24 protein-coding genes and 1 pseudogene are annotated in these 26,084 nt (G+C 34.9%); 16 read left to right on the plus strand and 9 right to left on the minus strand.

The genetic code is table 11. From position 1 onward, the window contains the following. The first annotated feature begins 215 nt into the window (after positions 1-215). The 12 genes from EV142_RS13860 (at position 216) to EV142_RS13915 (ending at position 14,629) form a co-directional block, all read left to right on the plus strand. Positions 216-1,697, plus strand: a complete 1,482-nt coding sequence (locus EV142_RS13860; protein ID WP_132036462.1) for an SGNH/GDSL hydrolase family protein — start codon at positions 216-218, stop codon at positions 1,695-1,697. Beyond that, positions 1,690-3,111 carry a GDSL-type esterase/lipase family protein gene (locus EV142_RS13865; RefSeq protein ID WP_132036463.1) on the plus strand — a complete coding sequence of 474 codons (1,422 nt, stop codon included), beginning with the start codon at positions 1,690-1,692 and terminating at the stop codon, positions 3,109-3,111. Before EV142_RS13860 ends, EV142_RS13865 begins: the two co-directional genes overlap by 8 nt. 1 nt (position 3,112) lies before the next feature. Next, positions 3,113-4,795 (plus strand): MBOAT family O-acyltransferase, encoded by a 1,683-nt coding sequence (locus tag EV142_RS13870; protein WP_132036464.1) that lies wholly within the window; start codon positions 3,113-3,115, stop codon positions 4,793-4,795. 299 nt (positions 4,796-5,094) lie between these two features. Then, entirely contained in the window at positions 5,095-6,447 is a 1,353-nt protein-coding gene (gene ffh, locus EV142_RS13875; protein ID WP_132036465.1) for a signal recognition particle protein, read from the plus strand. Between the two features lie 134 nt (positions 6,448-6,581). Next, the gene (locus EV142_RS13880) at positions 6,582-7,469 is read left to right on the plus strand and encodes a bifunctional 5,10-methylenetetrahydrofolate dehydrogenase/5,10-methenyltetrahydrofolate cyclohydrolase (RefSeq protein ID WP_132036466.1); all 888 of its coding nucleotides are present in this window, start codon (positions 6,582-6,584) and stop codon (positions 7,467-7,469) included. Positions 7,470-7,661: 192 nt separating this feature from the next. After that, positions 7,662-8,612 (plus strand): magnesium transporter CorA family protein, encoded by a 951-nt coding sequence (locus EV142_RS13885; RefSeq protein WP_244606816.1) that lies wholly within the window; start codon positions 7,662-7,664, stop codon positions 8,610-8,612. Between the two features lie 314 nt (positions 8,613-8,926). Then, positions 8,927-9,541, plus strand: a complete 615-nt coding sequence (locus EV142_RS13890; protein ID WP_132036467.1) for a hypothetical protein — start codon at positions 8,927-8,929, stop codon at positions 9,539-9,541. Positions 9,542-9,545: 4 nt separating this feature from the next. Further along, the gene (locus EV142_RS13895; protein ID WP_127338408.1) at positions 9,546-9,836 is read left to right on the plus strand and encodes a winged helix-turn-helix domain-containing protein; all 291 of its coding nucleotides are present in this window, start codon (positions 9,546-9,548) and stop codon (positions 9,834-9,836) included. Between the two features lie 58 nt (positions 9,837-9,894). Then, positions 9,895-11,283, plus strand: a complete 1,389-nt coding sequence (locus EV142_RS13900; protein ID WP_132036468.1) for a DUF4153 domain-containing protein — start codon at positions 9,895-9,897, stop codon at positions 11,281-11,283. A gap of 270 nt (positions 11,284-11,553) precedes the next feature. Next, a complete protein-coding gene (locus tag EV142_RS13905; protein ID WP_132036469.1) occupies positions 11,554-12,036 on the plus strand; it encodes a hypothetical protein in 483 nt (160 codons plus the stop codon). A gap of 111 nt (positions 12,037-12,147) precedes the next feature. After that, complete coding sequence (locus EV142_RS13910; RefSeq protein ID WP_132036470.1) at positions 12,148-13,890, plus strand: tetratricopeptide repeat-containing sensor histidine kinase; 1,743 nt, start codon at positions 12,148-12,150, stop codon at positions 13,888-13,890. Further along, positions 13,883-14,629, plus strand: a complete 747-nt coding sequence (locus EV142_RS13915) for a LytR/AlgR family response regulator transcription factor (RefSeq protein WP_132036471.1) — start codon at positions 13,883-13,885, stop codon at positions 14,627-14,629. The genes EV142_RS13910 and EV142_RS13915 overlap by 8 nt, the downstream gene beginning before the upstream one ends. A 30-nt stretch (positions 14,630-14,659) precedes the next feature. Here the strand turns inward: EV142_RS13915 and rluF are convergent, their stop codons facing one another. The 4 genes and pseudogenes from rluF to EV142_RS13935 form a co-directional block, all read right to left on the minus strand. Further along, on the minus strand, positions 14,660-15,472 hold the full coding sequence (gene rluF, locus EV142_RS13920) for a 23S rRNA pseudouridine(2604) synthase RluF (protein WP_132036472.1): 813 nt from the start codon (positions 15,470-15,472) through the stop codon (positions 14,660-14,662). 132 nt (positions 15,473-15,604) lie between these two features. Next, positions 15,605-15,805: pseudogene (locus EV142_RS24690) on the minus strand (antibiotic biosynthesis monooxygenase family protein); the annotation flags it as partial. 143 nt (positions 15,806-15,948) lie between these two features. Continuing rightward, positions 15,949-16,293, minus strand: a complete 345-nt coding sequence (locus EV142_RS13930) for an antibiotic biosynthesis monooxygenase family protein (protein ID WP_132036473.1) — start codon at positions 16,291-16,293, stop codon at positions 15,949-15,951. After that, positions 16,290-17,459 carry a cytochrome P450 gene (locus EV142_RS13935; RefSeq protein ID WP_132036474.1) on the minus strand — a complete coding sequence of 390 codons (1,170 nt, stop codon included), beginning with the start codon at positions 17,457-17,459 and terminating at the stop codon, positions 16,290-16,292. Before EV142_RS13935 ends, EV142_RS13930 begins: the two co-directional genes overlap by 4 nt. 77 nt (positions 17,460-17,536) lie before the next feature. Between EV142_RS13935 and EV142_RS13940 the strand changes: the two genes are divergently transcribed. Next, the gene (locus EV142_RS13940; protein ID WP_132036475.1) at positions 17,537-18,214 is read left to right on the plus strand and encodes an ArsR/SmtB family transcription factor; all 678 of its coding nucleotides are present in this window, start codon (positions 17,537-17,539) and stop codon (positions 18,212-18,214) included. A gap of 69 nt (positions 18,215-18,283) precedes the next feature. Here the strand turns inward: EV142_RS13940 and EV142_RS13945 are convergent, their stop codons facing one another. The 3 genes from EV142_RS13945 to EV142_RS13955 all read right to left on the minus strand — a co-directional run bounded on the left by EV142_RS13945 (position 18,284) and on the right by EV142_RS13955 (position 21,208). Continuing rightward, complete coding sequence (locus EV142_RS13945; RefSeq protein WP_132036476.1) at positions 18,284-19,144, minus strand: alpha/beta fold hydrolase; 861 nt, start codon at positions 19,142-19,144, stop codon at positions 18,284-18,286. 186 nt (positions 19,145-19,330) lie between these two features. Beyond that, positions 19,331-20,110: a zinc ribbon domain-containing protein gene (locus EV142_RS13950; RefSeq protein ID WP_132036477.1), complete on the minus strand. Its 780-nt coding sequence runs from the start codon at positions 20,108-20,110 to the stop codon at positions 19,331-19,333. A gap of 3 nt (positions 20,111-20,113) precedes the next feature. Further along, positions 20,114-21,208, minus strand: a complete 1,095-nt coding sequence (locus EV142_RS13955; protein WP_132036478.1) for a Nif3-like dinuclear metal center hexameric protein — start codon at positions 21,206-21,208, stop codon at positions 20,114-20,116. Positions 21,209-21,434: 226 nt separating this feature from the next. Here EV142_RS13955 and EV142_RS13960 point away from each other — a divergent pair, with 226 nt between their 5' ends. Genes EV142_RS13960 through lpxK form a run of 3 tightly spaced genes read left to right on the plus strand, consistent with a single transcriptional unit; the run spans position 21,435 to position 22,784 of the window. Further along, the gene (locus tag EV142_RS13960; protein ID WP_132036479.1) at positions 21,435-21,614 is read left to right on the plus strand and encodes a hypothetical protein; all 180 of its coding nucleotides are present in this window, start codon (positions 21,435-21,437) and stop codon (positions 21,612-21,614) included. Between the two features lie 17 nt (positions 21,615-21,631). Next, positions 21,632-21,826, plus strand: coding sequence for a type II toxin-antitoxin system YoeB family toxin (locus EV142_RS24695; protein ID WP_132036480.1), 195 nt, complete (start codon positions 21,632-21,634; stop codon positions 21,824-21,826). Next, positions 21,762-22,784, plus strand: coding sequence for a tetraacyldisaccharide 4'-kinase (gene lpxK, locus EV142_RS13970; RefSeq protein ID WP_132036481.1), 1,023 nt, complete (start codon positions 21,762-21,764; stop codon positions 22,782-22,784). Before EV142_RS24695 ends, lpxK begins: the two co-directional genes overlap by 65 nt. An 18-nt stretch (positions 22,785-22,802) precedes the next feature. Here lpxK and EV142_RS13975 read toward each other — a convergent pair whose 3' ends face one another. Next, positions 22,803-24,980, minus strand: a complete 2,178-nt coding sequence (locus EV142_RS13975; protein WP_132036482.1) for a tetratricopeptide repeat-containing hybrid sensor histidine kinase/response regulator — start codon at positions 24,978-24,980, stop codon at positions 22,803-22,805. 27 nt (positions 24,981-25,007) lie between these two features. Further along, a complete protein-coding gene (gene gap / locus EV142_RS13980; RefSeq protein WP_132036483.1) occupies positions 25,008-26,006 on the minus strand; it encodes a type I glyceraldehyde-3-phosphate dehydrogenase in 999 nt (332 codons plus the stop codon). Positions 26,007-26,084: the final 78 nt, after the last annotated feature.

A 26,084-nucleotide genomic window follows, 5' to 3' on the forward strand; every position in this document is an offset into this window, starting at 1 on the left:
TCTCTTTAAAATTCAATGAATCATTAGCTTTGTTTTTTTTATTTTTTTTGAAGGAGGTTAGATTTATCTGGCCTCTTTTTTTGTTTTATTTTAATCGTTAAAAAAAATTATAAATTAACGTTTAATCCTATCTTTGCGGATGTTTTTTATTGGAATTAACAGAAATTTTAAAAATCAGGGTTTAAAAACCGCTCTTCAAAATTTATAAGTACTAAGTGAATACAAAATCTTATTTTTTTCAGTCTTTTGCAATTGTAGCATTAGCATTCATAGCTTTCATTGGATTTAAACAAATCTTGCCGGATAAAATTTTTTCGGAAGGTAAACTGGATTCCAAAAACATACTTATCGACAGTCTGCTCTTAGAGTCGGTTGCGAATGATTCATTAGCGCAGGAAGAAGACAGTATTTCTGAAGACGAAAGAAAAGAAGCAGGAGAAAAAATTGTCTTTGATGCTTCTGAAGGAATCGAATTCCCGCCTGAAACTTTCGATAATTATAAAGGATATCAATACCTGATTTCTTTTTATGAGAAATTGTACCAGTTAGAGAAGAATCCGCAGTCTAAAGTTCGAATCGCCTATTATGGAGATTCTATGACCGATGGTGACTTAATCGTGCAGGACGTGCGAATGAATTATCAGCAACGGTTTGGAGGAAACGGAGTGGGTTTTGTTTCGATAATTTCTGAATCTTCAGCCTCAAGAGGTTCTGTAAAAACACTTTTTTCCAAAAACTGGAAAACACAATCCTATTTAAATGTAAAAAGACCAACAAGTCCTTTCGGAGTAAACGGACATGTGTTTTTTGCAAACGATAAAGCAAATACTACCTGGGTACAATACGAGGCAGGACTGACCAAATTTTCTACGACTTTAGATAATCCGACCTTGTTTTATGGGAAATCCTCTAAAAAAGGAAATGTGAATTTTATTATCGGCAAAGACACCTTACGAAAAAGTCTTTCTCCAAATAACCTCGTTAATACGTTAAAAGTAACTTCAGGAAGTATAAAATCATTCAAAGCAAATTTTATGCAGGCGGATTCTATTCCGATTTACGGGTTTAATTTTGATAATGGCAGCGGGGTTCACGTAGACAACTTTTCGCAAAGGGGAAATTCAGGATTGCCCATTTCAATGTTTAATGCAGGCGTAATCCAGGCCTTTAATAACAATCTGAAATACGATCTGATTATTCTGCATTACGGAACCAATGTTTTGAATTACGGAACCAAAAATTATTCATGGTACCAGAGAGGTATGAAAAAGACAGTAAATAAAATAAAAGAATCTTTTCCGGGCGTTTCTATCTTGATTGTTTCAACGGCTGATAAATCGACGAAATATGATCTTGAAATGAAAACAGACTCGGCTGTAGTTCCTTTAATGAAAGCCCAAAAAAGATATGCACTCGATACCGAATCAGGTTTTGTGAACTTGTATACCTTAATGGGCGGCGACGGATCAATGGTAAAATGGGTTGATGAAGCTCCTTCCAGAGCCAATAAAGACTACACACACTTTAATCAGCGTGGAGCAAAGGCCATTGGGAATTTATTATACAGTCAGCTCAATAAAGGTTACGAAGAATATAAAGTACTGCGTGAAAAACGGGAAACAGGGGAGCGACCAAAACCCGTTAGAAAAACTAAAGCAGATTCCGTATCTGTGATAAAAGATAGTGTAAATGAATAAACTTATTATTTTCTTTTGCTGTCTTTTATGGTCGGCAACCAGTAAAGCGCAAAAGTCAGTCTCACTTCCAATACTTAAAAATATGATTGGTAAAATCGATACCGCTACGATTGAAACTTATACAGGGAATCACATTTATAATGCTGAGGTATTAGAAAGTGTTTTCGAAAAATTAAAAGAAAATGAGATTGGTAAAAACCAGAAAATAAATATTGTTCATATTGGGGATTCTCATATTCAGGGGGATTTAATGACCAATAAAATTAGAAAAATTTTACAGCAGCAGTTCGGAAATGCGGGTCGTGGTTTTGTTTTTCCGTATCAATTGGCAAAAACGAATGGCTCTTATAACGAACGATTTTATTCGAACAAAACATGGGAAAGTTATCGAAATATACATCCGGTAAAAAATAAACCGGTTGGTTTAAGCGGCATTGGACTTTGGAGAGATAGTGGAGGTTTTGCAGTACAATTAAATATAAAAGATCCGGCTTATAAATTCAACTCGATTCATATTATTACGCCAAAAAACCAGAATATGTTCGATTTGGCTATTGCATCCAAAACCAATATTGTTCAGACTACAGAACCTAAAATAATAAAGCATAAAATTAAAAAAGGAGAAGCGATATCTGTAATTGCAGATAAGTACAATGTTTCCGTTACTGAAATAAAAAGAATAAACGGTTTAAAGTCCAATAATATTCGTGCCGGAAGAACATTAAAAATTCCAAGTAAGGAAACAAGGTCAAAAAATATTAAAACGTCTGAATTTGTTCCGCTGGATCTTACGACTGACTCTTTTTCACATTATTACAACTCAGAAAAAGCATTAGATAAAATTTACCTTATCCCTAATAAAAGTGCATCAGAATTTGAGCTCAGCGGATTGGTTCTCGAGAAAGATACTCCGGGTATAACCTACAGCGGAATCGGCGTAAATGGTGCTAAATTTTCAGACTATAATAAATATCCTTTATTTTTTGAACAATTAAAAGCTCTGAAACCTGATTTGTTAATTTTTTCGCTCGGAACAAATGAAAGTTACGACAACATGGAAGCTTCGGCATATATCAGAGAATTACGGGAATTTATAAGTAATCTTAAGGAACAGAAAATTGACGTTCCCATTATTGTCATGACGCCGCCGCCTTCGCTACACAGAGGAAGGAAACCAAATATTTACGTTAAAGAATATGCAGAACGTATTAATAACGTTGCAGAAAAAAATGATTTTGCAGTGTGGGATTTATACGATGAATTTGGAGGTTTAAACGGAGTCAGGGCATTAAGAGCAGAAGGATTAATTGGTCCGGACTTCGTTCATTATTCTAAAAAAGGATACGAAAAACAAGGAAAACTCTTTACAGAGGCATTTTTAAGAGCATACGATAATTTTAAATTTAAAAAGTAAGTTGATAACAGGTAATAGCATAAATGATTGGTTTGTTCATCATTTTGGTGAAATAACAATCGAGCAGGTTAAAAGTTGGTTTATATATAATCCCGAAGAAAAGTTGTTATTCAATACAGGTTTGTTCCTTGGATTGTTTCTGGTTTTCTATTTTGTTTACGCGTTTTTGCGTAAAACATTCTATTTGCGATTAACATACGTTATTCTGTTTTCACTTTTCTTTTATTATAAGTCAAGCGGAATTTACTTTTTATTATTACTGCTTTCCTCTGTAGTTGATTATGGCCTTAGCCAGATTATTTACAGGGAAAAAAAAGACACTGTAAAGAAAATTTACCTTATCATAAGCGTTATTTTAAACTTGGGATTACTGGGTTATTTTAAGTACATGAATTTTATGATTGTTACGTACAATGATATGTTCAGTGGTCATTTCGAGCTTCATAATGTTTTCCTTCCGGTCGGAATTTCTTTTTACACGTTTCAGTCAATGAGTTATATCATCGAAATTTACCGTGAAGAAATCAAGCCGACAAAAAATTACATCGAATATTTATTCTTCGTTTCCTTCTTTCCACAATTAGTGGCGGGACCAATCGTACGGGCCAAAGATTTTCTTCCGCAGATTTATCAAAAGCTGAATCTTACGAAACAAGATGTAAATAATGCTTTGTTCCTTATTATTGGCGGATTAATCAAGAAAACCGTTATTTCCAATTATATCTCGGTAAACTTCGTAGATCGGGTTTTTGACACTCCGATGACCTATACGTCATTCGAAAATTTAATGGCTTCCTACGGATATGCCATTCAGATTTACTGCGACTTTTCAGGATATTCAGATATGGCAATCGGAATCGCTTTATTATTGGGATTCAAATTACCGACCAACTTTAGAACTCCGTATAAATCAACCTCAATTACTGATTTTTGGAGAAGATGGCACATTTCGTTATCAACCTGGTTAAAGGATTTCCTGTATATTTCAATAGGAGGAAACCGCGAAGGGTCTTTCGCAGGTTATTTATTCCCGAGTTTATTTTTCTTCGGATTATTACTTTGGGGAATTACAAATATCAACGTTAGTATAATTCCGTTAATTATTGCCGGCAGTTCCATCGTTGTTTTTGGTTTGACATTTTTACTTTCGAAAAAACGAAATCAGACCACCGTAACCAATTTCAACTTGTTTACGACAATGCTTTTAGGAGGATTGTGGCATGGCGCCGGAGCCCAGTTTATTATTTGGGGAGCTTTACACGGATTGGCATTAGCGATTCATAAAATATTTTTAGAGTTTTTTCCATCCAAAAAAGAAGGCAAAACGTCTGTTTTATGGACTTTCTTCTCTATTGTGATTACATTTCATTTCGTGGTTTTCTGCTGGATCTTTTTCCGTGCAAGAGATTTCGATACAGCATTACAGGTGATCAATAATATTGGTCAGTTAACGTTCGAACCGGAACAATGGAAAGCAATCGTCTTAGGATATAAAAATGTGTTTTTATTGATGCTTTTCGGTTATGTTTGGCATTTCTTACCTGAAATATTCACCACAAAATTAAAATGGACTTTTGACAGAACTCCTTTATTGTTAAAAGCGATAATTTTAGGTTTCGTTTACTGGATTGTTTATGCAACAGCAGTCGCAGGTTCTCAGCCTTTTATTTATTTTCAGTTCTAATCGAAAAAGGTTTAAAGGTTCAAAGGAGCAAAGTTACAAAGGCGCAAAGGTTTTTCCTTTGCGTTTTTTTTGTTTCTCGCAGATTTAGCAGATTAGGCAGATTATTTTTTAAAGTAAGGATAGAAAAATCAGCTATATCTGCGGGAAACAATAAAGCTTTGCGAGCAAAAAAACATAGCGAACTTTGCGCAATTCCGATAGCTATCGGGATTGCGTGCCTTGCAGTTAAATGCAACTAAATAAAAATTGCCTGAAATATCTAATTAGATTATCTTTGCACTTCAAATAAAGAAAATAATATGTTTGATAATTTAAGTGATAAGTTAGATAAAGCGTTCCATATACTAAAAGGACACGGGAAAATTACAGAAGTAAACGTTGCCGATACCTTAAAAGAAGTTCGTCGTGCCTTATTGGATGCCGATGTTAACTTTAAAATTGCGAAAGATTTTACGACCAAAGTAAAAGAAAAAGCAATAGGTCAGGACGTTTTAACCACACTTCAGCCAGGTCAGTTATTAGTAAAGTTAGTGAAAGATGAACTAACGGAATTAATGGGTGGCGATGTTGCCGGAATTAATCTTTCCGGGAATCCGAGTATTATTTTAATGTCAGGTTTACAAGGTTCCGGTAAAACGACTTTCTCCGGAAAACTGGCTAACTTTTTAAAGACAAAGAAAAACAAAAAACCACTTTTAGTAGCCTGTGATATCTACCGTCCTGCCGCGATCAACCAGTTGCACGTTGTGGGAGACCAAATAGGGGTTGAGGTATACTCAGAACCGGAAAATAAAAATCCTGTCGAAATTGCCCAAAATGCAATTAAACATGCTAAGGCAAACGGTTTTAACGTAGTTATTGTCGATACAGCCGGACGTTTGGCAGTAGATAAGGAAATGATGGATGAAATTGCCCGCGTTCATAAAGCAATTGAGCCTCAGGAAACCTTGTTTGTTGTGGATGCTATGACAGGACAAGATGCTGTAAACACGGCAAAAGCTTTCAATGATATCCTGAACTTTGACGGAGTTATTTTAACAAAATTAGATGGTGATACCCGTGGTGGAGCTGCAATTTCGATTAAATCGGTTGTAAACAAACCAATCAAATTTGTAGGTACGGGAGAGAAAATGGAAGCAATTGATGTTTTCTATCCGGATCGTATGGCCGAACGTATCTTAGGTATGGGTGACGTGGTGTCGCTTGTTGAAAGAGCACAGGAACAATTTGACGAAGAGGAAGCCAGAAAACTTCAAAAGAAAATCGCTAAAAACGAATTTGGTTTTGATGATTTCCTGACACAGATTCAGCAAGTTAAAAAAATGGGTAACATGAAAGACCTGGTTGGAATGATTCCGGGAGCTTCAAAAGCCATGAAAGATGTTGAAATCGAAGACGATGCTTTCAAACATATTGAAGCGATCATTCATTCGATGACTCCAATAGAAAGAACGAAACCTTCCATAATCGATGTGAAAAGAAAAGCCAGAATCGCAAAAGGTTCCGGAACGAAAGTCGAGCAGGTAAATCAGTTGATGAAACAGTTTGACCAAATGAGCAAGATGATGAAAATGATGCAGGGCCCGGGCGGAAAAAACCTGATGAAAATGATGGGAGGCATGAAAGGAATGCCAGGCGGAATGCCGAGATAAATAAAATAAAATAAAAGTTTCAAGTTTCAGGTTTCAGGTTTTGAGACTGAAATTTGGAACTTTTTTAATTCAATAAATATTAAGTTTCGTTTAACTTGAAACTTTAAACCTGAAACAAAAAAATAACAAAAACAATGCAACTACTAGACGGTAAAAAAACAGCTGAAGACATCAAAAACGAAATTGCAGCCGAAGTTCAATCGATTAAAGATGCCGGAGGAAAAGTACCCCATTTGGCAGCAGTAATCGTAGGAAGTAACGGAGCAAGTTTGACGTACGTGGGAAGTAAAGTAAAATCCTGTCAGCAAATTGGCTTTGATTCTACTTTAGTAGCTTTACCTGAGGATATTACCGAAGCAGATTTATTGGCGAAAATTGCAGCCTTGAATGAAGATGATAACCTTGACGGATATATCGTTCAGCTGCCTTTACCAAAACATATCGACGAGCAAAAAATCCTACTGGCAATTGATCCCGATAAAGATGTAGACGGATTTCACCCGACAAACTTTGGCAGAATGGCGCTTGAAATGGAAAGCTTTATTCCGGCAACGCCATTTGGAATTATGGAATTGTTAGAGCGTTACAAAGTAGAAACTGCAGGAAAACATACAGTAGTGATTGGAAGAAGTCATATCGTAGGACGCCCGATGAGCATCTTAATGAGCCGTAAAGGAAATCCTGGTGATTCAACCGTGACACTGACACACAGCCGAACTAAAAACTTAGCAGAATTCACTAAAAATGCAGATATTATCATTACAGCTTTAGGAGTTCCTGAATTTTTAAAAGGCGATATGGTAAAAGACGGAGTGGTAATCATTGATGTGGGAATTACCCGTGTAGAGGATGCATCAAATGCAAAAGGTTATGTCATAAAAGGCGATGTTGATTTTGATGAAGTAAGCAAAAAGGCATCCTTTATTACACCTGTTCCGGGTGGAGTAGGACCAATGACTATTGCAATGTTGTTGAAAAATACACTTTTAGCACGCAAAATGAGAAGCGCAAAAAACAAGTAATTCTTTCGAAATATAATACAAAGCCCGTTCCCTGAGCGGGCTTTGTCGTTTTTAATATATAATTAATACTTTAAAGTTTCGGGTCTGAAAAATAAAAGATACTTTTGCACCACTTAAAAAACACTTCTCCAAATGGACGATTATGATTCGTTAGTATTAAATTAAAACAGCTTTTGAAAATTTCAAAATGCTGTGATAACACCCTGTATTTTTGAAATGAAAGCCTTTTACACAAACAAAAACGGATTAGTAGAAATCCCAAAATGGAATTCAAACTGCTGGATTAAGATCGAAGCTCCCACAGCAGCGGAAAAAGAATATTTATTAAAAGAGCTTCAGATTCCCGAAGCCTTTTACAACGATATTGAAGATATTGACGAAAGACCACGTATCGAAATCGAAGACGGCTGGACCTTAATCATTATGCGCGTTCCCATCAAAAGCGATGATGTTAAACTCCCTTTTCAGACCATCCCGCTGGGTATCATTTTTAAAGACGATATCTGTGTTATAATCACATTTTACAGAACAGAAGTCATCTCTGATTTTGCGCTTTATTCGCAGCGTAAAAATATTGAAGTCAAAGATAATCCGGACCTGGTTTTGCGATTGTTACTGTCGTCAAGTGTCTGGTACTTAAAATATTTGAAACAGATAAATCAGAAAATTAAATTAGCAGAAGATAACTTGGAGAAATCCATTAAAAATGAAGAATTACAGGCCTTGCTGCAAATTGAAAAGTGCTTAGTATTCTTTATCACATCATTAAAAGCAAACGATGTTTTATTCCATCGAATAAAAAACTTAAAAGCTTACAAAGCAAACTATGATTTGGATTTGCTGGAAGATGTCGAAATCGAACTAAGTCAGGCACAGGATACCGCCAATATTTACAGTAACATTCTGACCGGAATGATGGATGCCTACGCCTCGGTGATTTCAAACAATATGAATAATATAATGAAACAGATGACCTCTATTTCTATTATCTTAATGATTCCTACGCTAATCGCCAGTTTGTATGGAATGAATGTCCCGAATGGCCTCGAAGAAAGCAAATACGGAATCTGGATTCTTCTTTTTGTTTCGATTATCTTATCTGTTTTTGGTGTGTTTTTATTCAAACGCAGAAGATGGTTCTGATCAATATTTTCGCAATTTCACAACAAAGCCCGTTCAACAGAATGGGCTTTTGTGTTTATATTTGGGCGTGACCGTATTGACTAAAGGCGCTCCATTGGTGCCGGATATAAGCGCCTTTAGTCAATACGGTCGGGCTATCCGCTCCGCCGCGGTGGATTGCTGCTATCCCTCACGCAACTTCAGGTTCCGGATGACTCCCTCTTCAGAAAAGCTTACAATTTTCAGGGGGTCAATTTTCGCGATGGAAAATAAAAACACATTTTGTTTGTCAATTCAAAATAAAACATAACTTTGCAGTACAAAGTACTTTAGCCATGAATCAGAAGCACCAAGAAGACTTATCACATATTCGTTCCATGATGGAGCGTTCTTCCAGATTTATATCCCTAAGCGGACTCTCAGGAGTATTTGCCGGATTGTCAGCTTTAATTGGCGGATTGTATGTTTATCAGTTATTCAAAATAAACGGAATAAATTATCTTGACGGAGAACATATTCTGCTGGATGGTAATTTAGTTTCAGAACTAATTACCAGTGGATTGATCATTTTACTCTTTGCTTTTATTTTCGGAATCTTTTTTACAATACGAAAAAGTAAAAAATACAATTTACCTATCTGGACAACCGCAACAAAAAAAATGCTTTTCAACCTGGCTATTCCTCTTGTGATTGGCGGGATATTCTGCCTAGCTTTGATTTACCATAAAATTTTTATTTTAGTCGCTCCAACCACTTTAATTTTCTATGGACTAGCCTTGATAAATGCCGAAAAATATACTTTTTCAGATGTGAAATATTTAGGTTTCAGCCAGCTTATTTTAGGATGTATTTCGTTGTTTTTCATTGGCTATGGTTTGATTTTCTGGATTATTGGTTTTGGAATTTTACATATCCTGTACGGACTAATCATGTTCAAAAAATACAAATAAACCAATGGGAATCATTGATAAATTAAATAAAGATTTCGAAAGCCGCGTCAGATTAGGTATTATGTCTATTCTGATTGTGAACGAGTGGATTGACTTCACTGAAATGAAAACGCTTTTGAACATCACCGATGGTAATTTGGCAAGTCATTCCTCCGCGCTTGAGAAAGCACAATATATTGAAGTTAAAAAAGAATTTGTCGGTAAAAAGCCCAAAACCTCTTATAGGGTGACAGATCTTGGCCGCGCTGCTTTTAAGGAGCATTTAAACAGTCTTGAAAAATTAATGAAATTCTAATAACGCTATTTTTTATCTAATTGCTTTGAAATACAAAGTACTTTTAAATTTTTAAATCATGAAAAAAATCCATTTTATCTTAGTCTGCAGTATTCTTTTTATACCGCTTTTTTACAATGAGTCAGTAGGAGTCAATCTCGCTATTTTTGGTTTGGTGCTAACCGGTTTAATCTGTTATTACTTTCAGGATCGGTTTACAGACCGTTCCCATTTGGTTTTGGTGGTTACATCGGTGCTTTCCTGTCTTGCTTTTGCCTGGTACGGGGATTTTGCTTCTTTTTTAGCCTTGGCTATGTCTGTCCTTTTTTTGCAGTTTAAAACGCAGGAAACAAAACTAAAAATGATTCAGGTTTTTCCGATTGTGTTTTTAAACGCATTTACTTCATTAGGGCGTGTTTTCATGTTTAGCCAATGGCTTCCTCAAAGGGAAATCAATAATAACTTTGCTAAAAAACTTGTTGCTTACGTGATGATACCGGCAGTATTTCTAATGCTGTTTTTTGTAGTGTATTCTTTTGGAAGCGACCATTTTTCTTCACTTTTCACCGATTACCGATTAGATATTGATATGGTGCAGATCCTTCTGATTAGTATACTGGGATTTTATATTTCCTTTTCTTTCTGGAATTATTGGGTTCCCGATGTATGTTACGATAAAAATCCGATGTTAGATAATGATTTTGATACTGAAGCCCCGGTCAGCAATCAAAATACATTCTCCTTTCTTGACTTGGATTTCGAAAGAAAAAGCGGGGAAATCACCTTGTTACTTTTAAATGTTATGCTTTTAATTTTTATCGCGACCTATAATTACGAACAGTTTTTTGAAGTAATTAAAACCTCTCAGTTAAGTGCCGCAACGCACGAGAGAGTAAATTCGGTTATTTTCTCTATACTGATGGCTGTTGGAGTAATCTTATTCTATTTTAAAGGAGGATTTAATTTTGATGAAAAAGCACTAAACCTGAAAAGACTGGCTAAATTATGGCTGCTGTTAAACGGAGTTTTGATCGTAAGTACCATTATTAAAAACTCAGAATATGTTTCATTTTTCGGGTTGACTTATAAAAGACTGGGCGTATATGCTTTTCTGATCCTGGCGATCATTGGATTAGTGTATGCCTTTTTAAAAATCAAAAATCAAAAAACCAATGCGTATCTTTTCAACCAGATGGTCTGGTATTTTTACGGAACCGTTCTTTTGTGCAGTTTTGTCAATTGGGGAAATTTGATTATGACCTATAATATTTCGGTAAACAAAGGAGTAGAGCCAAGGTTCTTGAGTGATTTAAATTTTAATGATGAAGCCCGAAGAGCCTATTTTTCACTCCACCATCTGGATACCTTATTTGTTGATGATCCCAGAGAAGGAGAAATTCAGAGGTATCAGGAAGCACCTTTTTTATCTAAGGCCTTGTACTATGAATTTATAAGTACGAAAAAATAATTTTTAGAAATCCCATTCTGCTTTTGAATGGGATTTTTTTTGATGTAAAAATGAAGTGTAATTCTTCTAATAGATTGTATTTACTGCGTTTTTTATAAAAGTGACTAATAAGTAATTGTTAATTAATATACTTATTATAAGGGCATAAAAGTTATTAAGAAAATCTTTACTATATTTGATTTCTGAAAAAAAGACCTTTTTATGTTTATTAATTCAATTATTTCTTAAAAACATAAAAAAACAATAAAATTTAACCCAAAAACAAATACCATGGAAAAAATTACCCTAGTTGAACCTGGCCAAGAAATTGATCCGCCAGGAGTACTTATCAAAAAACCGGCAGAATATCTTAAAAGAGGAAAAGTTTCATTTCCTCAAAAATTTACAAAAGATCTTTTTTCTCCAGTTGTGGAAGCCTACTATCTGAATAATAAATTGAGTGTTAGAGCCGTTATTTTTGTAACTCACGAAGAATCAAGAAATTTGGAACTTAGTGTTTACCAAAATTGTTACATTAGTATAGATGGGAAAGCACAACTTCAATTTTTTGTTGCCTACGATTTAAAAGGGACTGTAGGACATGATTTTTACATCTATGAAGTTAGTTTTGATGCTGATGAAATTCCATATGAAGGAGGACTGGAAAGCATAAGAACAATTCAGACTTTTCTCTGGGATATTGACCCAATAACCTCCAGAGGAACAGAAACTGTAGTTTTACCAGGAACCGGAACCGGGGTTGGTCATCCTTAAATGTAATTTTTGAAACTGAAAAAATCCTATAAATATTTTTTATTTATAGGATTTAACTCTTATTTATTTACCTCAATTTACACTTTGAAATATAATTTTTTAGAAAATATAATGACTAAAATCAAATTATACATTGTTTCAATATTATTTCTAAATTCTTTTTTTCTCTTCTCTCAGGATAGATTACACAATGATAAATTATTTGCTATTGAAATAAAAGCAATAGCTGCAAAATTTAAGGAAGAGCATAATTTTAATAAAGCGCAAAAATTTTTTACAGAAAAAAATTGGGATTCAACCTTGGTTTATTCCATGAAAGAGTTAAGTCTTACTAAAAACGCTGAACTTAAAAATTATTGCTATTATTTCAGAGGAGTTAGTTTTAAACAAAAAAAGTTATTTAAGGAAGCAAAAAAAGAATTTAATCTGGTGCCTGCTAATTTTCGGCATTCTTATAAGGTTAAAATTAATTTAGGCGAAATTGCGCTGGAGCAAAGTGATTTTAAAATGGCTTTACACTATTTTCAGGAAATTGAAAAGCTTCCTGTAAGCACATCTTACAATATTTACAGAAGCAGCCTTTTGCATAACATAGGATTGTGTTATTTACATCTTGCAAAATTTGATAAATCGGAAGAATATTTGTTTAAAGGTTCAAAATTGCTGGAAAAGGAAAAAGATACTTTGATGCTTATAGGCTCTTATATAGACATCGCTAATTTGTACTATACACAATTTAAAGATAATCAGGCAATTCCTTATTTTGAAAAAGCATATCAGTTATCCAAAAAAGTAAGCTCTTTCAATCTAAAAAGGACCGCAGCCCTGAATATGGCAGTAGTAGAGGAAAACAGAAAAAACTTTCCTTTAGCCTTAACGTACAGAAAAGAATTCGAAACCTGGAAAGATTCCTTAAACGACCAGAATAAAGTTTGGGCAATAGCCGATTTAGAGAAGAAGTTTGCCGTAAAACAAAAACAGAAAGAAGTAAATGTTCTTGCAGCCGAGAATAAACTAAAAGTAGCAGAAAGAAACGGGTTCCTTATTTCATCTGTTTTATTGTTGATTTTGTTTGGAACCGGAGTTTATTTTTACAGGCAAAAAATCAAAAACAACAAAATAATCTTAAAGCAGAAAAATGAACTGGATGAGTTAAATGCGACAAAAGATAAATTGTTTTCTATCGTGAGTCACGATTTGAGATCTTCAGTAAATGCCCTAAAAACCAGTAATGGTAAATTAATGGAGAATCTGGAAAATAAAAATTTCACGGAACTCGATGTCCTGCTTCACAATAATAGTACAATTGCCAATGGCGCCTACAATCTATTGGACAATCTCCTTAACTGGGCTTTATTGCAAACCCAGCAAGCCTATTTTTATAAGGAATCATTGCATCTGGCTACGATTGTACAACATGTGGAGTATAATTATAAGCCGTTAATGCTAAATAAAAATATCGATTTTAAAAATGAAGTGGCTGCTTCAGATTATGTATTTGCCGATCTGGATTCGCTCAAAATAATCATTCGGAATTTTCTGGATAATGCAATTAAATTCTCTAATGAAAATGGAACGATTTCGATTTATTCCCGCGCTTCATCAGAAGACTTTTGTTATTTAGTGATTGAAGACACCGGATTAGGAATGAGCACAGCAACGAAAGAAGAATTACTCAAAGAGACTATTTTGCTTTCCAAAAAGAAAAATGACGATATTATTGGAACAGGTCTGGGGATGCAGTTGTGCAAAAGCATGATTCATAAAAACGGTGGAAAACTGGATATAGAAAGCGAAGAAAATAATGGGACTAAAATAATCATTGCCTTACAAAAGTTTAAAAATCATGAATAATATTAACGTACTTATTATCGAGGACACTGCTGCCGAAAGCGATGCACTTGTAAAAGTACTTACCGAAAATAATTATACGATTGTTGGCATTGCAACCAATTACAATGAAGCGCTGACATTGTTTTATAATAATGTAATTGATATTGTCGTGATTGATGTTTTTCTGGATGGAAAGCCGGACGGAATTACTTTTGCAGAAACCATAACGATTGTTCCCAATGGACTGAAACCTTTTGTTTTTTTAACCAGTTCTAAAGATCGTCAGATTTTTGAAAGGGCTAAACTGACCAAACCTTTTAGTTTCCTTTTAAAACCGTTTAATGAACTCGAAATTTTGTATGCGCTGGAAATGGCAGTCGAGAAATTCTACGGGCAAACCAATGTTTTTCACAGTGAGGATCAGAATGCCGTAATCAGTAATGATTCTCTTTTTATCAAAAAAAATAAAGCTTTAAAGAAAGTCCGAATCGAGGATATCGTTTACATTGAAGTGGAAGACCGATACTGTAACATCATAACCGATGTTGAGAAATTTGTAATTCTGATTTCGTTAACTAAAATTATCCAGCTTTTAGATTCTACCAAATTTTTTCAGACCCACCGTAACTACATCGTAAACGCGACGAAAATCGAAGAAATAATTGTAAATGACAATCTGGTTATTTTAAAAGGGAATCATAAAGTAACCCTGAGTGATAAATACAAAGACTTTGTGAAAAACTTCAGGATTTTGAAATAACTATTTTTATAAAAAGAAAAAAGGAGATTACTAATAATCTCCTTTTTTCTTAAATCTTGGATCGTGTTCTGAAATAAATTCAGTTCTTCGTTTTGGCGCTTCCGCTTTCGGTAAGCTTGCTTCTTCCGTTTTACTGGAGGGCTCAATTAAAAGATTTAATTCCGTAATCTCTTCATCAGTCAGATCACGATAGCGGCCAACAGGCACATCCAGTGAAATATTGATAATTCGGATACGTTTCAAAGCTGTTACATCATAACCCAAATATTCTGTCATTCTACGAATCTGACGGTTTAAACCTTGTGTCAGAATGATTTTGAACGTGTATTTACTAATTTGTTCTACTTTACACTTTCGGGTAACCGTATCCAGAATCGGAACACCATTTCCCATTCGTTCTATGAACCGGTCCGTAATAGGTTTGTTTACCGTTACCGTATACTCTTTTTCGTGGTTGTTTCTGGCGCGTAAAATCTTATTAACGATATCACCATCATTTGTCATAAAAATTAATCCTTCACTGGCTTTATCCAATCTTCCGATTGGAAAAATACGTTTCGGGTAATTGATATAATCTACAATATTGTTTCTTACTTCTAAATTAGTAGTGCACTCGATTCCAACCGGTTTGTTGAAAGCCAGATACACTAATTTTTCGTGTTTTTCAACGATTAATTTTCCGTCTATACGTACTTCATCATGCGATGAAACTTTCGTTCCCATTTCAGGTACAACTCCATTTATTGTGACACGCCCTTCTTCGATAAGTTTATCGGCTTCACGACGGGAGCAATAACCGGTTTCCCCAATAAATTTATTAAGACGTTTTAAATTCTCTTCCATACTGCAAAAGTAGTCAAAATTTAGATTTGTTAGATCTTTAGACTTCTTAGATCTTTAGATTTTTGGACTTCCTAGATTTTAGCTCAAAACAGAATCTTTGTCCCTCCGCACCTTTGTCTCTTTGCACCTTACTTAATCATGAAAATCAGAACTGTCTTTCGGCACTTCTTTGCGATCGAACATCCCATAATCGCGAACAACCGTAGCGATCCTCAAATGATACTCTTTGAACACTTTCTCACGTCCTTTGGCTTGTGCCGATCGGTGCAGTTCAAGATTTCGCCATTGTAAGATGCTTTCCTCATCTTTCCAGAATGATAAAGACAGTACTTTTTCAGGATCGTTAAAAACTCTGAAATCAAAATTTAGATTTGTTAGATCTTTAGACTTCTTAGATCTTTAGATTTTGGACTTCTTAGATTTTAGCTCAAAACAGAATCTTTGTCCCTCTGCACCTTTGTCTCTTTGCACCTTACTTAATCATGAAAATCAGAACTGTCTTTCGGCACTTCTTTGCGATCGAACATCCCATAATCGCGAACAACCGTAGCGATCCTCAAATGATACTCTTTGAACACTTTCTCACGTCCTTTGGCTTGTGCCGATCGGTGCAGTTCAAGATTTCGCCATTGTAAGATGCTTTCCTCATCTTTCCAGAATGATAAAGACAGGACTTTTTCAGGATCGTTAAAACTCTGAAATCTTTCAATAGAAATAAACCCGTCTATGTGATCTAGTTCAGGTCTTAGATTCGCTGCAAGGTCAAGATATTCTTCTTTTTTTCCTTCGTTTGGGATGACTTCAAAAATTACGGCTATCATATTGTTTGGTTTAAATTATAAAGTGAAATCCAGATTGCTTTGGGTAATCGGGCATTTATCAGCGGTTCGTGTGCTATTTCATTCCCCGAAAGTACAATATTGAAGCTGCTGAACAAATAGTACAAAGCTTCGGTTGTAATATTAACAGAGAGATGTTTGGCCAAACACGTATGTCCGCCGGTTCCGAAAGTCAGATGTTCGTGATTGTTATTTCTTTCGATATCAAAATTTACGGCATTTGTAAAATGCTGCGGATCACGATTTGCTGCCGCAAGCACAATTAAAATTGGATCGTTCTTTTTGATGATGATCTTATTTAGTTGAATGTCTTCCGTTGCCACACGTCTGGTATTGTGAATGGGCGGATCAAATCGTAAGGTTTCCAGAACCATTTTTTGTATCAGGTCTTTATCCATTTTATTTTTAGAAGGATTTTCTCTTGAAAGTATTTGTATTAGTGAATTACTTAAAAGTCCTCTTCCCGCATCATAACTCTGGATAAACAATCCGATTAGATTGCTTACGCCAATGGAAATCGTCTCTTCCGCTGAAATAGTGTAAGAGACCGAAATTTTATCAATTAGTGTTTTATAAAAAGGAAGCGTTGAAAGTTGTCTTTCTGTAATCAAATAGATTTCTTCGGACACTTTATTGATTAATCCGATTTCTTCTGCTGTTTTATGGGGTTGCATTATTTTTACAAGCTGCGCTATTTTTTCACAGATAAAATGAGTGTCTTTTTTATTAAAATCAAAACTTTTTAAAATAGTCAAAATGGGTAATTTTTTGCAGACCAAATCCACCCAGTTTATTTGATTCTGAATTACTTCTTTTGGAAGCAATTCTTCTAAAATAGTGTTGATTCCAACCGTTTTCATGGATGAAAAAAGTACGACGGCAGTTTCTCTTGCGATTTCATGCTGAATTCCGTTGGACAATCGGGCGAGATTATTGCTGATTATCGAAGCATATTTATTAAGAGCATTGTTGGACAGAAAGGCTGGAATATGCGCAGCGGGATGATTTAATATTTCCGTACAGGCTTCATAAGAATAAAGGGCCCAGATTTTATTGGTTTCATCCCAGTAAACAGGATTTTCTGCTATCATTTTCTGATAAAGAGAATAGGGATTTTTGACTTCGGACTGTAGAAATAAAGTGGACATGGTGCAATTGTTTTTGACAAAGTTATTTAACTTTACGATGTAATACTTCAGTACAGATTTAACTATGATTGCATAAGATGGAAGATCAGTTTATAAAGATAGCTTCGCTAATTGGAGACCCGGTCAGGGCAATCATTATGTGGACTTTACTTGATGGTAAAGCTTTTACGGCGACTGAACTGGCGATTGCCGTTTCTACCTCACCGCAAAATATCAGCATGCATCTGGCTAAACTACTGGATGCGGGTTTGCTCTGTGTAGAAAAACAAGGGCGTCATAAATATTACAGATTTTCGAATAAGGAAGTGGCGTATGCGATTGAAGCAATGGCAAGTTTGATTCCGCCCGAAACTCCGCAAAAGAAGAATCCTGAAAAACATTCGCCCATAAAAAACTGCCGGACTTGTTACGATCATCTGGCGGGAAAAATTGGTGTTGCAGTTACCGAAAGTTTACTGAAACAAAATATTATCCTGGATTCTGATGCTAAATTTGAATTAAGTCCGGAAGGCGTAAAGTGGTTTTCTGATTTCGGAATTAATCTCGAAGATTTAAAAAAGCAAAGGCGATTATTCCTCAAGCCCTGTTTGGACTGGAGCGAAAGAAAAAATCACATTGCCGGTTCAATCGGCGCTTCCTTATTAGATAAAATGATTGCTGATGACTGGCTAAGAAGAACAAAGGATTCGAGAGCCATACAAATTACCGGAAAAGGAGAAAAAGAGCTTTTCAGGTATTTTAAAATTGTTGTTTGAAATGAGAAAATGAGAGATGTGCGGTTCAGTGAGAAACCTTTGTTCCTTTGAACCTTTATATCTCTGAAACTAAGAAGCCTGTTTAGAAAACAAGAACTCCATCACTTTCTGATACAATTCATCATCGTGCATTCCGTGTCCTAAACCTTTGGTTTCTATAAACTGACTGTTTTTCCAATTACTGACGATTTTTTTTCCTTCTTCAAAAGCAACTATCTTGTCTGTAGTATCGTGGGCCACTAATCCCGGGATATTAAATTCCGAAGCAAATTTCTTTCCTGAAAAATCTTCCAGTTTAAAGTTGAAACGATCTGCAAAACGGCTTTCCAAAAGAGAAAACATTCTGGTATTTAAACTCAGCATTGAAATGTAATTATCGATAAGAGTCTTCAGATCGGAAGGCGCACCCAGAATTACCATTTTGGTAATGCTTGTGTTTGGAAATAAATACTGATGGTAAACGCATGCAGCGCCACCAATAGAATGGCCAATGATTATGGTCGGCTGGTATTTTTCTACTGCTTTATTAATGAATTCAGCATAAAGGGGAACATTAAATTCTTTACCGCTGCTTTGCCCGTGAGCGGGAGCATCAATAGCAATAATCGTGCTTCCTGATTGCTGAAGATGAGGCAGGGTTTTCTTCCAGCGTGATGCATTGCTTTCCCATCCGTGAACGAGTAAGATTTTAGTTTCATTTCCCTTCCAGATATAGGTTTGAAAATGATGCTCGTTATGGTGAAACGTTTCTGTTTCCGTGTTCTTTAATATTTTGGGTAATTTTTCTTTGTCTAATCGTCCAATCCTTGGCTGGCTAAATAAGGCGTAAGAAAGTGCAAGAGCTTTTTGCGGGCGAACATAACTCAGGAAGTTAATGTATGATCCGACCGATTTTAATGTAATAAAACGAATTCCTTTTTTAAGTCCCAAAACGTATTTTTTTTTAAAGGTAAAAAAATGATTGGTAAACCGGGTAAAAAATGTTTTGCCACAGATTAAAAAGATTAGCGCAGATTGAAAATCACTTATGTTGTGAGATGTAAATCTTTTATAATCTTTTAATCCGTGGCAAAAATAAGTTGCAAAAAAAAGTCCCGATCAGATCGGGACAGTTATTTAGAATTTAGAGAACAATTGTTCCATTTTTTCTTTTTCTTCTTCAGCCAGTGCGCTGTCAACTAAAATTCTTCCGGAGTGCTCATCAGTGATGATTTTCTTTCTGGAAGCAATTTCTACCTGAGTTTGTGGAGGAATAGTGAAGAATGACCCTGCAGATGCACCTCTTTCGATAGATACAACAGCTAAACCATTACGAACACTAGTTCTGATTCTTGTATAAGCAGCTAATAAACGGTCTTCAATTAATGCTGAAAACTCTGCAGATTTCTCAGATAAGAAGATTTCTTCTTTTTGAGTTTCTGCCATAATTGCATCCAGTTCTGATTTTTTATGTTTTAAATGAGAACTTTTTGAATCTAGTTTTTCTTTTAAAGTAGCAATAACTTCTTTTTTGTGCTCTATAGAAGCTTTCATTTCTTTGATTTGCTTTTCAGCCAATTGAATTTCTAATTCCTGAAACTCAACCTCTTTAGTCAAAGAATTAAATTCTCTATTATTACGAACTGATTCTTGTTGTTTTGTGTATTTTTTGATAACCTCTTTGTGCTCATCAATTGCATTTTTTCTTGCTTTGATAAGATCCTCAACTACTTCAAGTTCACTTTTCAATTTCTCTGAACGCGTGCTTAAGCCTGCAACTTCATCTTCTAAATCTTCAACTTCTAACGGAAGTTCTCCTCTTACGTTTCTGATTTCGTCAATTCGGGTGTCAATAAGCTGTAAATCGTATATTGCTCTTAACTTGTCCTCAACACTTAATTCTTTCGTATTCGCCATATTCTATAAGTACTTAACTGGATTTGTATTTTCTTCTGCTAAAATGATGGCAAAATTAAGGATTTTTTTTTGAAGATAATCAACAATATAGTTTTTTGTATAGCGTTCACTCTCAAAATGACCAATATCGGCTAAAAGTAATCGGTTTTCGGCTTCGTAAAATTGATGGTATTTTAAATCTGCGGTTAAAAAAGCATCTGCTCCGGCCTGAATGGCATTTTTTATGGCAAAACTTCCAGAACCTCCCAAAACGGCTACTTTTTTTATTCTTTTTCCGGTAAAAGCAGAATGACGAATTCCATTGGCAATCATTTTATCTTTTACAAAATATAAAAAGTCTTTCTCCTCCATTTCAGTTTCAAACTCACCAATCATTCCTAACCCGATATTCTGATGCGAATTTTGCAGGGTATAAATTTCATATGCGACTTCTTCGTACAGATGATTGGCAAAAAGGGCTTTCAGGATTTTAGATTGTAAATGTTTTTCGAAAACAACTTCAATTTTTATTTCGGTTCCGGTATGTAATTTTCCTCTTTCTCCTATAACAGGATTACTGTCTTCATTTCCTTTAAAAGTAAAAAAACCTTCCGTATTAAAACTGCAATTATCATAATTTCCTATAGTCCCTGCACCAGCCTCAAACAGGGCATTTCGAACTTTTTCAGAATTATCAGGAGTGGTATAAGTTACTAATTTCTGAATGAAGTTCTCTTTTGGAATCAATATTTTCGTGTTTACTAAACCCAATGCATCACAGAATATTTTATTAACGCCTGCCGAATGATTGTCTAAAGCAGTATGAATGGCATAAATGGCAATATCGTTTTTGATCGCTTTCAGGATCGCACGCTCCACATAATTCTTGCCTGTTATCTTTTTAATTCCGGAGAATAAAATCGGGTGAAAACAAACCACCAAATTGCAATTCTTAGCAATAGCTTCGTCTATAATAGCTTCTAAAGCATCATGACAAACTAAAACGCCAGTACTTTCCGCTTCATCATCGCCAACAAGAAGTCCTACGTTATCAAAATCTTCGGCATAAGCCAAAGGAGCCATTTCCTCCAGAACTGTTACTATTTCTTTGATTTTCATTGAATTTTGTTTCAGATTTTAGTTTTCAAGATTTATATAGTAATTGAAAACTGCAACAAATTAACGAAAAAAATATACATTAATAAATCAATATTTGTCTGAAAGGACGGTTGTTTAATTTGTATTATATATACCAATCATATGATTTTAGTATATTTGTAATTCTAACCCTAAAGTTCTAACTACGATAAAAATCAACGAGCGTACCAAAACAGGAAAAGCATTTATGGCTATGTTTGAAGCTTTTTTTAAAGATGTTGAAGGAATAGAAATTATAGATACAGATTCTAAAAAGGCGAATGAAGAACAAAGTCCGTACAATTCTGAGTTTGTAGAAATGGTTTTCAAATCAGCTAATAGTAAAAAAAGTGTAGAAGTAAATCCTAATGATGTATGTGAAGTTTAGGATTGAAATAAAGGAAATTGCAAAAAAAAGCATATTATTCAACATTACAAATCTGGAGAAAAAAAAGCATTAAAAATATTGAAAAAATTCTATTAGAACTTTCTGAAACTCCTTTTGAAGGAATAGGAAATCCTGAGCCTTTAAAATATGAACTTACTTCGAAAAATACTTTTTCCGTTTGCCATTTTATACGGATTCATTACCTCAATTAGGAATTATCTTTTTGATAAAGGGATTCTGAAATCAACTTCATTTGATCTGCCTGTTATTGCTGTCGGAAATCTAAGTGTTGGCGGAACCGGAAAAACACCTCAGATCGAATATCTGATTCGATTATTGTCGGATAATTATAAAGTCGCAACCTTAAGCCGCGGCTATAAAAGAAAATCGGAAGGTTTCATTTTAGCCGACGCGGGCTCAAACGCTGAAATTTTAGGAGATGAACCCTTTCAGTTTTATCAAAAATTTCCAAATATTCAGGTAGCTGTCGATGCAGACAGAACAAATGGAATTACACAATTGCTTTCCGGCAATGAAAAACCACAAGTTGTTTTATTAGATGACGCCTATCAACACCGAAAAGTAAAAGCAGGTTTTTATATTTTGCTAAGTTCTTACGATGATTTATATGCAGACGATTTTATGCTGCCAACCGGAAATCTTCGCGAAAGCAGGAGTGGAGCAAATCGTGCAAATATTGTAATCATAACAAAATGCCCGGGGAATTTATCTGTTGAAAGACAAGAACAAATTCGCCTGAAATTGAAACTGACCTATTCGCAGCAAATCTATTTTACTTTTATAGATTATGATGATTTTATTTATAGTAAAGAGCAGAAAACAGCTGTAAATGAGCTTAAAAATGAATCAAAACTGCTTTTGGCCGGAATCGCAAAACCAACGCCATTTTTCAATTATTTAAAAAATGAAAAAGATCAATGCCTGACTTTTCCGGATCATCATCACTTCTCTGATGCTGATTTAGATGCGATTCAGGGTAAAGCCGGAAGCCAGAAAATCATTACTACAGAGAAAGATTATGTTCGTTTAAAAGATTCTAAACTGGCTTCGCAATTGTATTACCTGCCCATAAAAACTACGTTTATCAACAACCATAAAAATTTTGAGGCAACGGTACTCGAATATGTTAAATCAAACTTAGAACCTTAACGACTGAATTCCTGGGATTTAGTTTTTATCAAAAAATTTCGCAATAATACTATAAAATTCATCGGGAGCGAAAGGTTTTGTAATCACATCATTCATTCCGAAAGATAAAAGCATATCCCTGTTTTCATCCAGCGAAATAGCTGTTAAGGCGATAATCGGAGTAGTTTTGTCAAATTCCCGGATTTGTTTTGTAGCAGTCGTTCCATTGATTCCGGGTAAGTGGACATCCATTAGAATCATATCGAATTTTTTTACTTTCAACAGCTCAACTGCATCTTCGCCATTATCGATTATTTCGCAGGTTATAGCTTTGTTTTCGAGCATTTTTCGGGTAATCATCTGATTGATTTTGTTGTCTTCAATCAATAAAATAGATTTGTGCTGGAACTGCCTGTCGTTGTATGATTTGGCTTCTTCCTTTATTTCAAGGGGCTCTTTGTTGATTCTGAAATCTAGTCTGAAGGTGAAAGCAGAACCTTTGCCGACCTCGCTTTTTAGTTTGATTTCACCGCCCAGAAGTTCAATTAATTTTTTTACAATTGTAAGACCTAAACCTGTTCCGCCGTATTTGCGATTAACTTCTACAGATCCCTGAGAAAAACTTTCAAAAACAGTTTGTAATTTGTCTTCCGGAATTCCAATTCCGGTATCCACAATTTCAAAATAAACGATTGCACTTTCATCTTCAATCGCATATAATTTCGCAATGACGCTTACATGTCCGTTTTGTGTAAATTTTAGAGCATTGTTGATTAAGTTGAGTATAATTTGGGATAATTTGGTTGGGTCGCCAATTAAATTGTCCGGAATAGTCTCGTCTATTTCAAGATTGAAATAATTCTTATTGGCGGCTGCTAATTCTTTTAAGGAACTTTGAATGTTGAATAACAACTCTTTAAGGTTAAAAGAAATATTTTCAATTTCTATTTTTGTAGAATCTATTTTATTGATCTCAAGAATCTCGTTGATAAAAGTGGTAAGGTAATTTCCTGAGAATTTTAAAGATTCCAGGTATTTTAACTGCGTTTTTTTAGGACTGTCTTCCAGCAGTAAATGTGTAATTCCGTTAATGGCATTTAAGGGAGTGCGGAGTTCATGACTTACAGTTGATAAAAATTCTGATCTGGCTCTTGATGCTTTTTCAGCCTTGTTTTTAGCCAGGATAAGTTCCTTGTTTTTCTCTCTCAAAAGTAAATTATTCTGATTTCGAATAATATTGTTTTTGTATAAAGCCAGACTCAAAAGGGATAAAATAGAAATTAAGGCAATGGCTAAAATGCTAACCAGCTTAGAGTAACGATACGTTTTTAACTGAATCTTTTCTTCACTCTCGCGTTTTAAACTAGTACTGATTGATTGGTTTTTTTTAAACTTTTCAAATTCGTTTAGATCTAATTTGGCATTTTTTATTTTTAAGATATAGTTCTCAATCTGATAATGTTCATCAAGATAAGAGTAGGCCAGATCAAAATTCCTGTTCTTTTTGTAATAGCGACTGATGCCCAGAACGATTTTTGACTTTTGTGCTAAATCGTTGTTTTTGGCACTCATTTCTAAAGCATTATCGAAATAAAAGAGAGCAGAATCATTTTGTTGAAGCTGGGTTTCCAGCAGACCAAGCTGATAATAGGCGTCGGTTTTTGCTTTTAAAATGGAGCTGTTATCCGGTTTTTTAATTATGCTTTGAAAAGTTTGTATGGCTAAGGGAAAGTTTTTATTTGCCTTGAATGCCATCGCTTTTTGATAGCTTAAAATTTCGGCGCTATCAGCAATATTTAATTTTTTTAGAAGATTCTCCGCTCTTGTGTAATAGATATCGGCGGTTTTGTAATTTCCTTTCGCAGTATTCGTGACACCAATGTAATGCAGTGCAAGGGCTTTGGTACAGGTTGGTTTTACTTTGCTGAATAAAGAAACACTTCTGTGAAAGTTTTTTAAGGCATCTTCATAATTTCCAAGGTTGTAATAAATTTTACCAAGCTTAAAAGTCTGATTGGCTAAATTCTCCGATTTGTTATTGGAAGCACAAAAAGCAATCGATTTTTCTGTAAAAAAAACGGCCTGATCGTACTTTTTATTCTGAAGATTGGTGTTGGCCAGTTTATTATAATAGATAATGCTATCTGTACTCTTTTTGGCCTGAGAATACAAAAACGGATTAAAAAAACTTATAAGAATTAAAAGGTAGTGTTTCATGTATCGCAATGCTTCTTACAATGAATCTTATGCTTTTTTCATCAGCAGAATCAAATCAATCAATCTTGATGAATAGCCAATTTCATTATCGTACCAGCCTACAACTTTTACCATTTTATCAATAACGGAAGTTAGCTGGGCGTCAAACAGACACGAATTTCTATTGCCAATTACATCAACCGATACGATCGGATCTTCTGTGTAATCTAATATTCCTTTTAAACTTGTATTTGAGGCGTTTTCAAAAGCGGTGTTGATTTCTTCGATAGTAACAGCACGTTTTACATTAAACGTAATATCGGTCAATGAACCATCCGGAACAGGAACCCGAATTCCACAACCACCTATTTTCTCATGCAATTTAGGAAAAATTTTTGTTAGAGCCTTAGCTGCACCAGTAGTTGTCGGAACAATTGACTGACTCGCACCTCTGGCACGGCGTAAGTCCTTATGTGGCTGGTCGTGAAGGCTTTGGTCGGTAGTGTAAGAATGTATTGTTGTAATGTATGCCTGCTCGATTCCGCATAATTCATCAATGATTTTGATCATCGGGGCAGCATTGTTTGTGGTACAACTCGCATTCGAAACTATGGTTTCAGTTCCATCCAGAATGTTCTCATTAACGCCAAGAACGACTGTTTTTATCGTGTCAACTTCAGAAGGAGCAGAAAGGATTACTTTTTTTGCCCCAACTTCAATGTGAGCGTTTAATTCTTCATGCGTTTTGTATTTTCCGGTACATTCTATCACAAAATCAATAGAATGGCTTTTCCAGTCCAAATTTGAAATACTTTTTTCATGAAAAAATAAAAAATGTTTTCCATCAACAATAATACTTTTTTCATCGTGACTTACTTGGACAGGCAGGACACCGTGAATACTGTCGTATTTTATCAAATGCGACATGGTTTTGTTATCTGCGATATCGTTGATAGCAACGACTTCAATTTCAGGATGGTTTAAAAGTAAACGGAATAGATTTCTTCCAATTCTCCCAAAACCATTTACAGCAATTCTTGTTTTCAATCTTTTTGTTTATTTGTTTAATCTTTTAGCCGGTTAATCGCTTAATTGTCAGTACGATTAAACAATTAATCAGTTAAA

This window comes from Flavobacterium circumlabens, from assembly GCF_004345565.1.
Lineage (GTDB): Bacteria > Bacteroidota > Bacteroidia > Flavobacteriales > Flavobacteriaceae > Flavobacterium > Flavobacterium circumlabens.

What these genes read in the sequence shown, in the direction of transcription:
- EV142_RS13940 (WP_132036475.1), top strand. Translation starts at nt 17,537, where the DNA reads ATGGAAGATCAGTTTATAAAGATAGCTTCGCTAATTGGAGACCCGGTC.
- rluF (WP_132036472.1), bottom strand. Translation starts at nt 15,472, where the DNA reads ATGGAAGAGAATTTAAAACGTCTTAATAAATTTATTGGGGAAACCGGT.
- ffh (WP_132036465.1), top strand. Translation starts at nt 5,095, where the DNA reads ATGTTTGATAATTTAAGTGATAAGTTAGATAAAGCGTTCCATATACTA.
- EV142_RS13935 (WP_132036474.1), bottom strand. Translation starts at nt 17,459, where the DNA reads ATGTCCACTTTATTTCTACAGTCCGAAGTCAAAAATCCCTATTCTCTT.
- lpxK (WP_132036481.1), top strand. Translation starts at nt 21,762, where the DNA reads ATGAACTTACTTCGAAAAATACTTTTTCCGTTTGCCATTTTATACGGA.
- EV142_RS13890 (WP_132036467.1), top strand. Translation starts at nt 8,927, where the DNA reads ATGAATCAGAAGCACCAAGAAGACTTATCACATATTCGTTCCATGATG.
- EV142_RS13895 (WP_127338408.1), top strand. Translation starts at nt 9,546, where the DNA reads ATGGGAATCATTGATAAATTAAATAAAGATTTCGAAAGCCGCGTCAGA.
- EV142_RS13955 (WP_132036478.1), bottom strand. Translation starts at nt 21,208, where the DNA reads ATGAAAATCAAAGAAATAGTAACAGTTCTGGAGGAAATGGCTCCTTTG.
- EV142_RS13950 (WP_132036477.1), bottom strand. Translation starts at nt 20,110, where the DNA reads ATGGCGAATACGAAAGAATTAAGTGTTGAGGACAAGTTAAGAGCAATA.
- EV142_RS13915 (WP_132036471.1), top strand. Translation starts at nt 13,883, where the DNA reads ATGAATAATATTAACGTACTTATTATCGAGGACACTGCTGCCGAAAGC.
- EV142_RS13880 (WP_132036466.1), top strand. Translation starts at nt 6,582, where the DNA reads ATGCAACTACTAGACGGTAAAAAAACAGCTGAAGACATCAAAAACGAA.
- EV142_RS13905 (WP_132036469.1), top strand. Translation starts at nt 11,554, where the DNA reads ATGGAAAAAATTACCCTAGTTGAACCTGGCCAAGAAATTGATCCGCCA.
- EV142_RS13910 (WP_132036470.1), top strand. Translation starts at nt 12,148, where the DNA reads ATGACTAAAATCAAATTATACATTGTTTCAATATTATTTCTAAATTCT.
- EV142_RS13930 (WP_132036473.1), bottom strand. Translation starts at nt 16,293, where the DNA reads ATGATAGCCGTAATTTTTGAAGTCATCCCAAACGAAGGAAAAAAAGAA.
- EV142_RS13865 (WP_132036463.1), top strand. Translation starts at nt 1,690, where the DNA reads ATGAATAAACTTATTATTTTCTTTTGCTGTCTTTTATGGTCGGCAACC.
- EV142_RS13960 (WP_132036479.1), top strand. Translation starts at nt 21,435, where the DNA reads ATGGCTATGTTTGAAGCTTTTTTTAAAGATGTTGAAGGAATAGAAATT.
- EV142_RS13900 (WP_132036468.1), top strand. Translation starts at nt 9,895, where the DNA reads ATGAAAAAAATCCATTTTATCTTAGTCTGCAGTATTCTTTTTATACCG.
- EV142_RS13975 (WP_132036482.1), bottom strand. Translation starts at nt 24,980, where the DNA reads ATGAAACACTACCTTTTAATTCTTATAAGTTTTTTTAATCCGTTTTTG.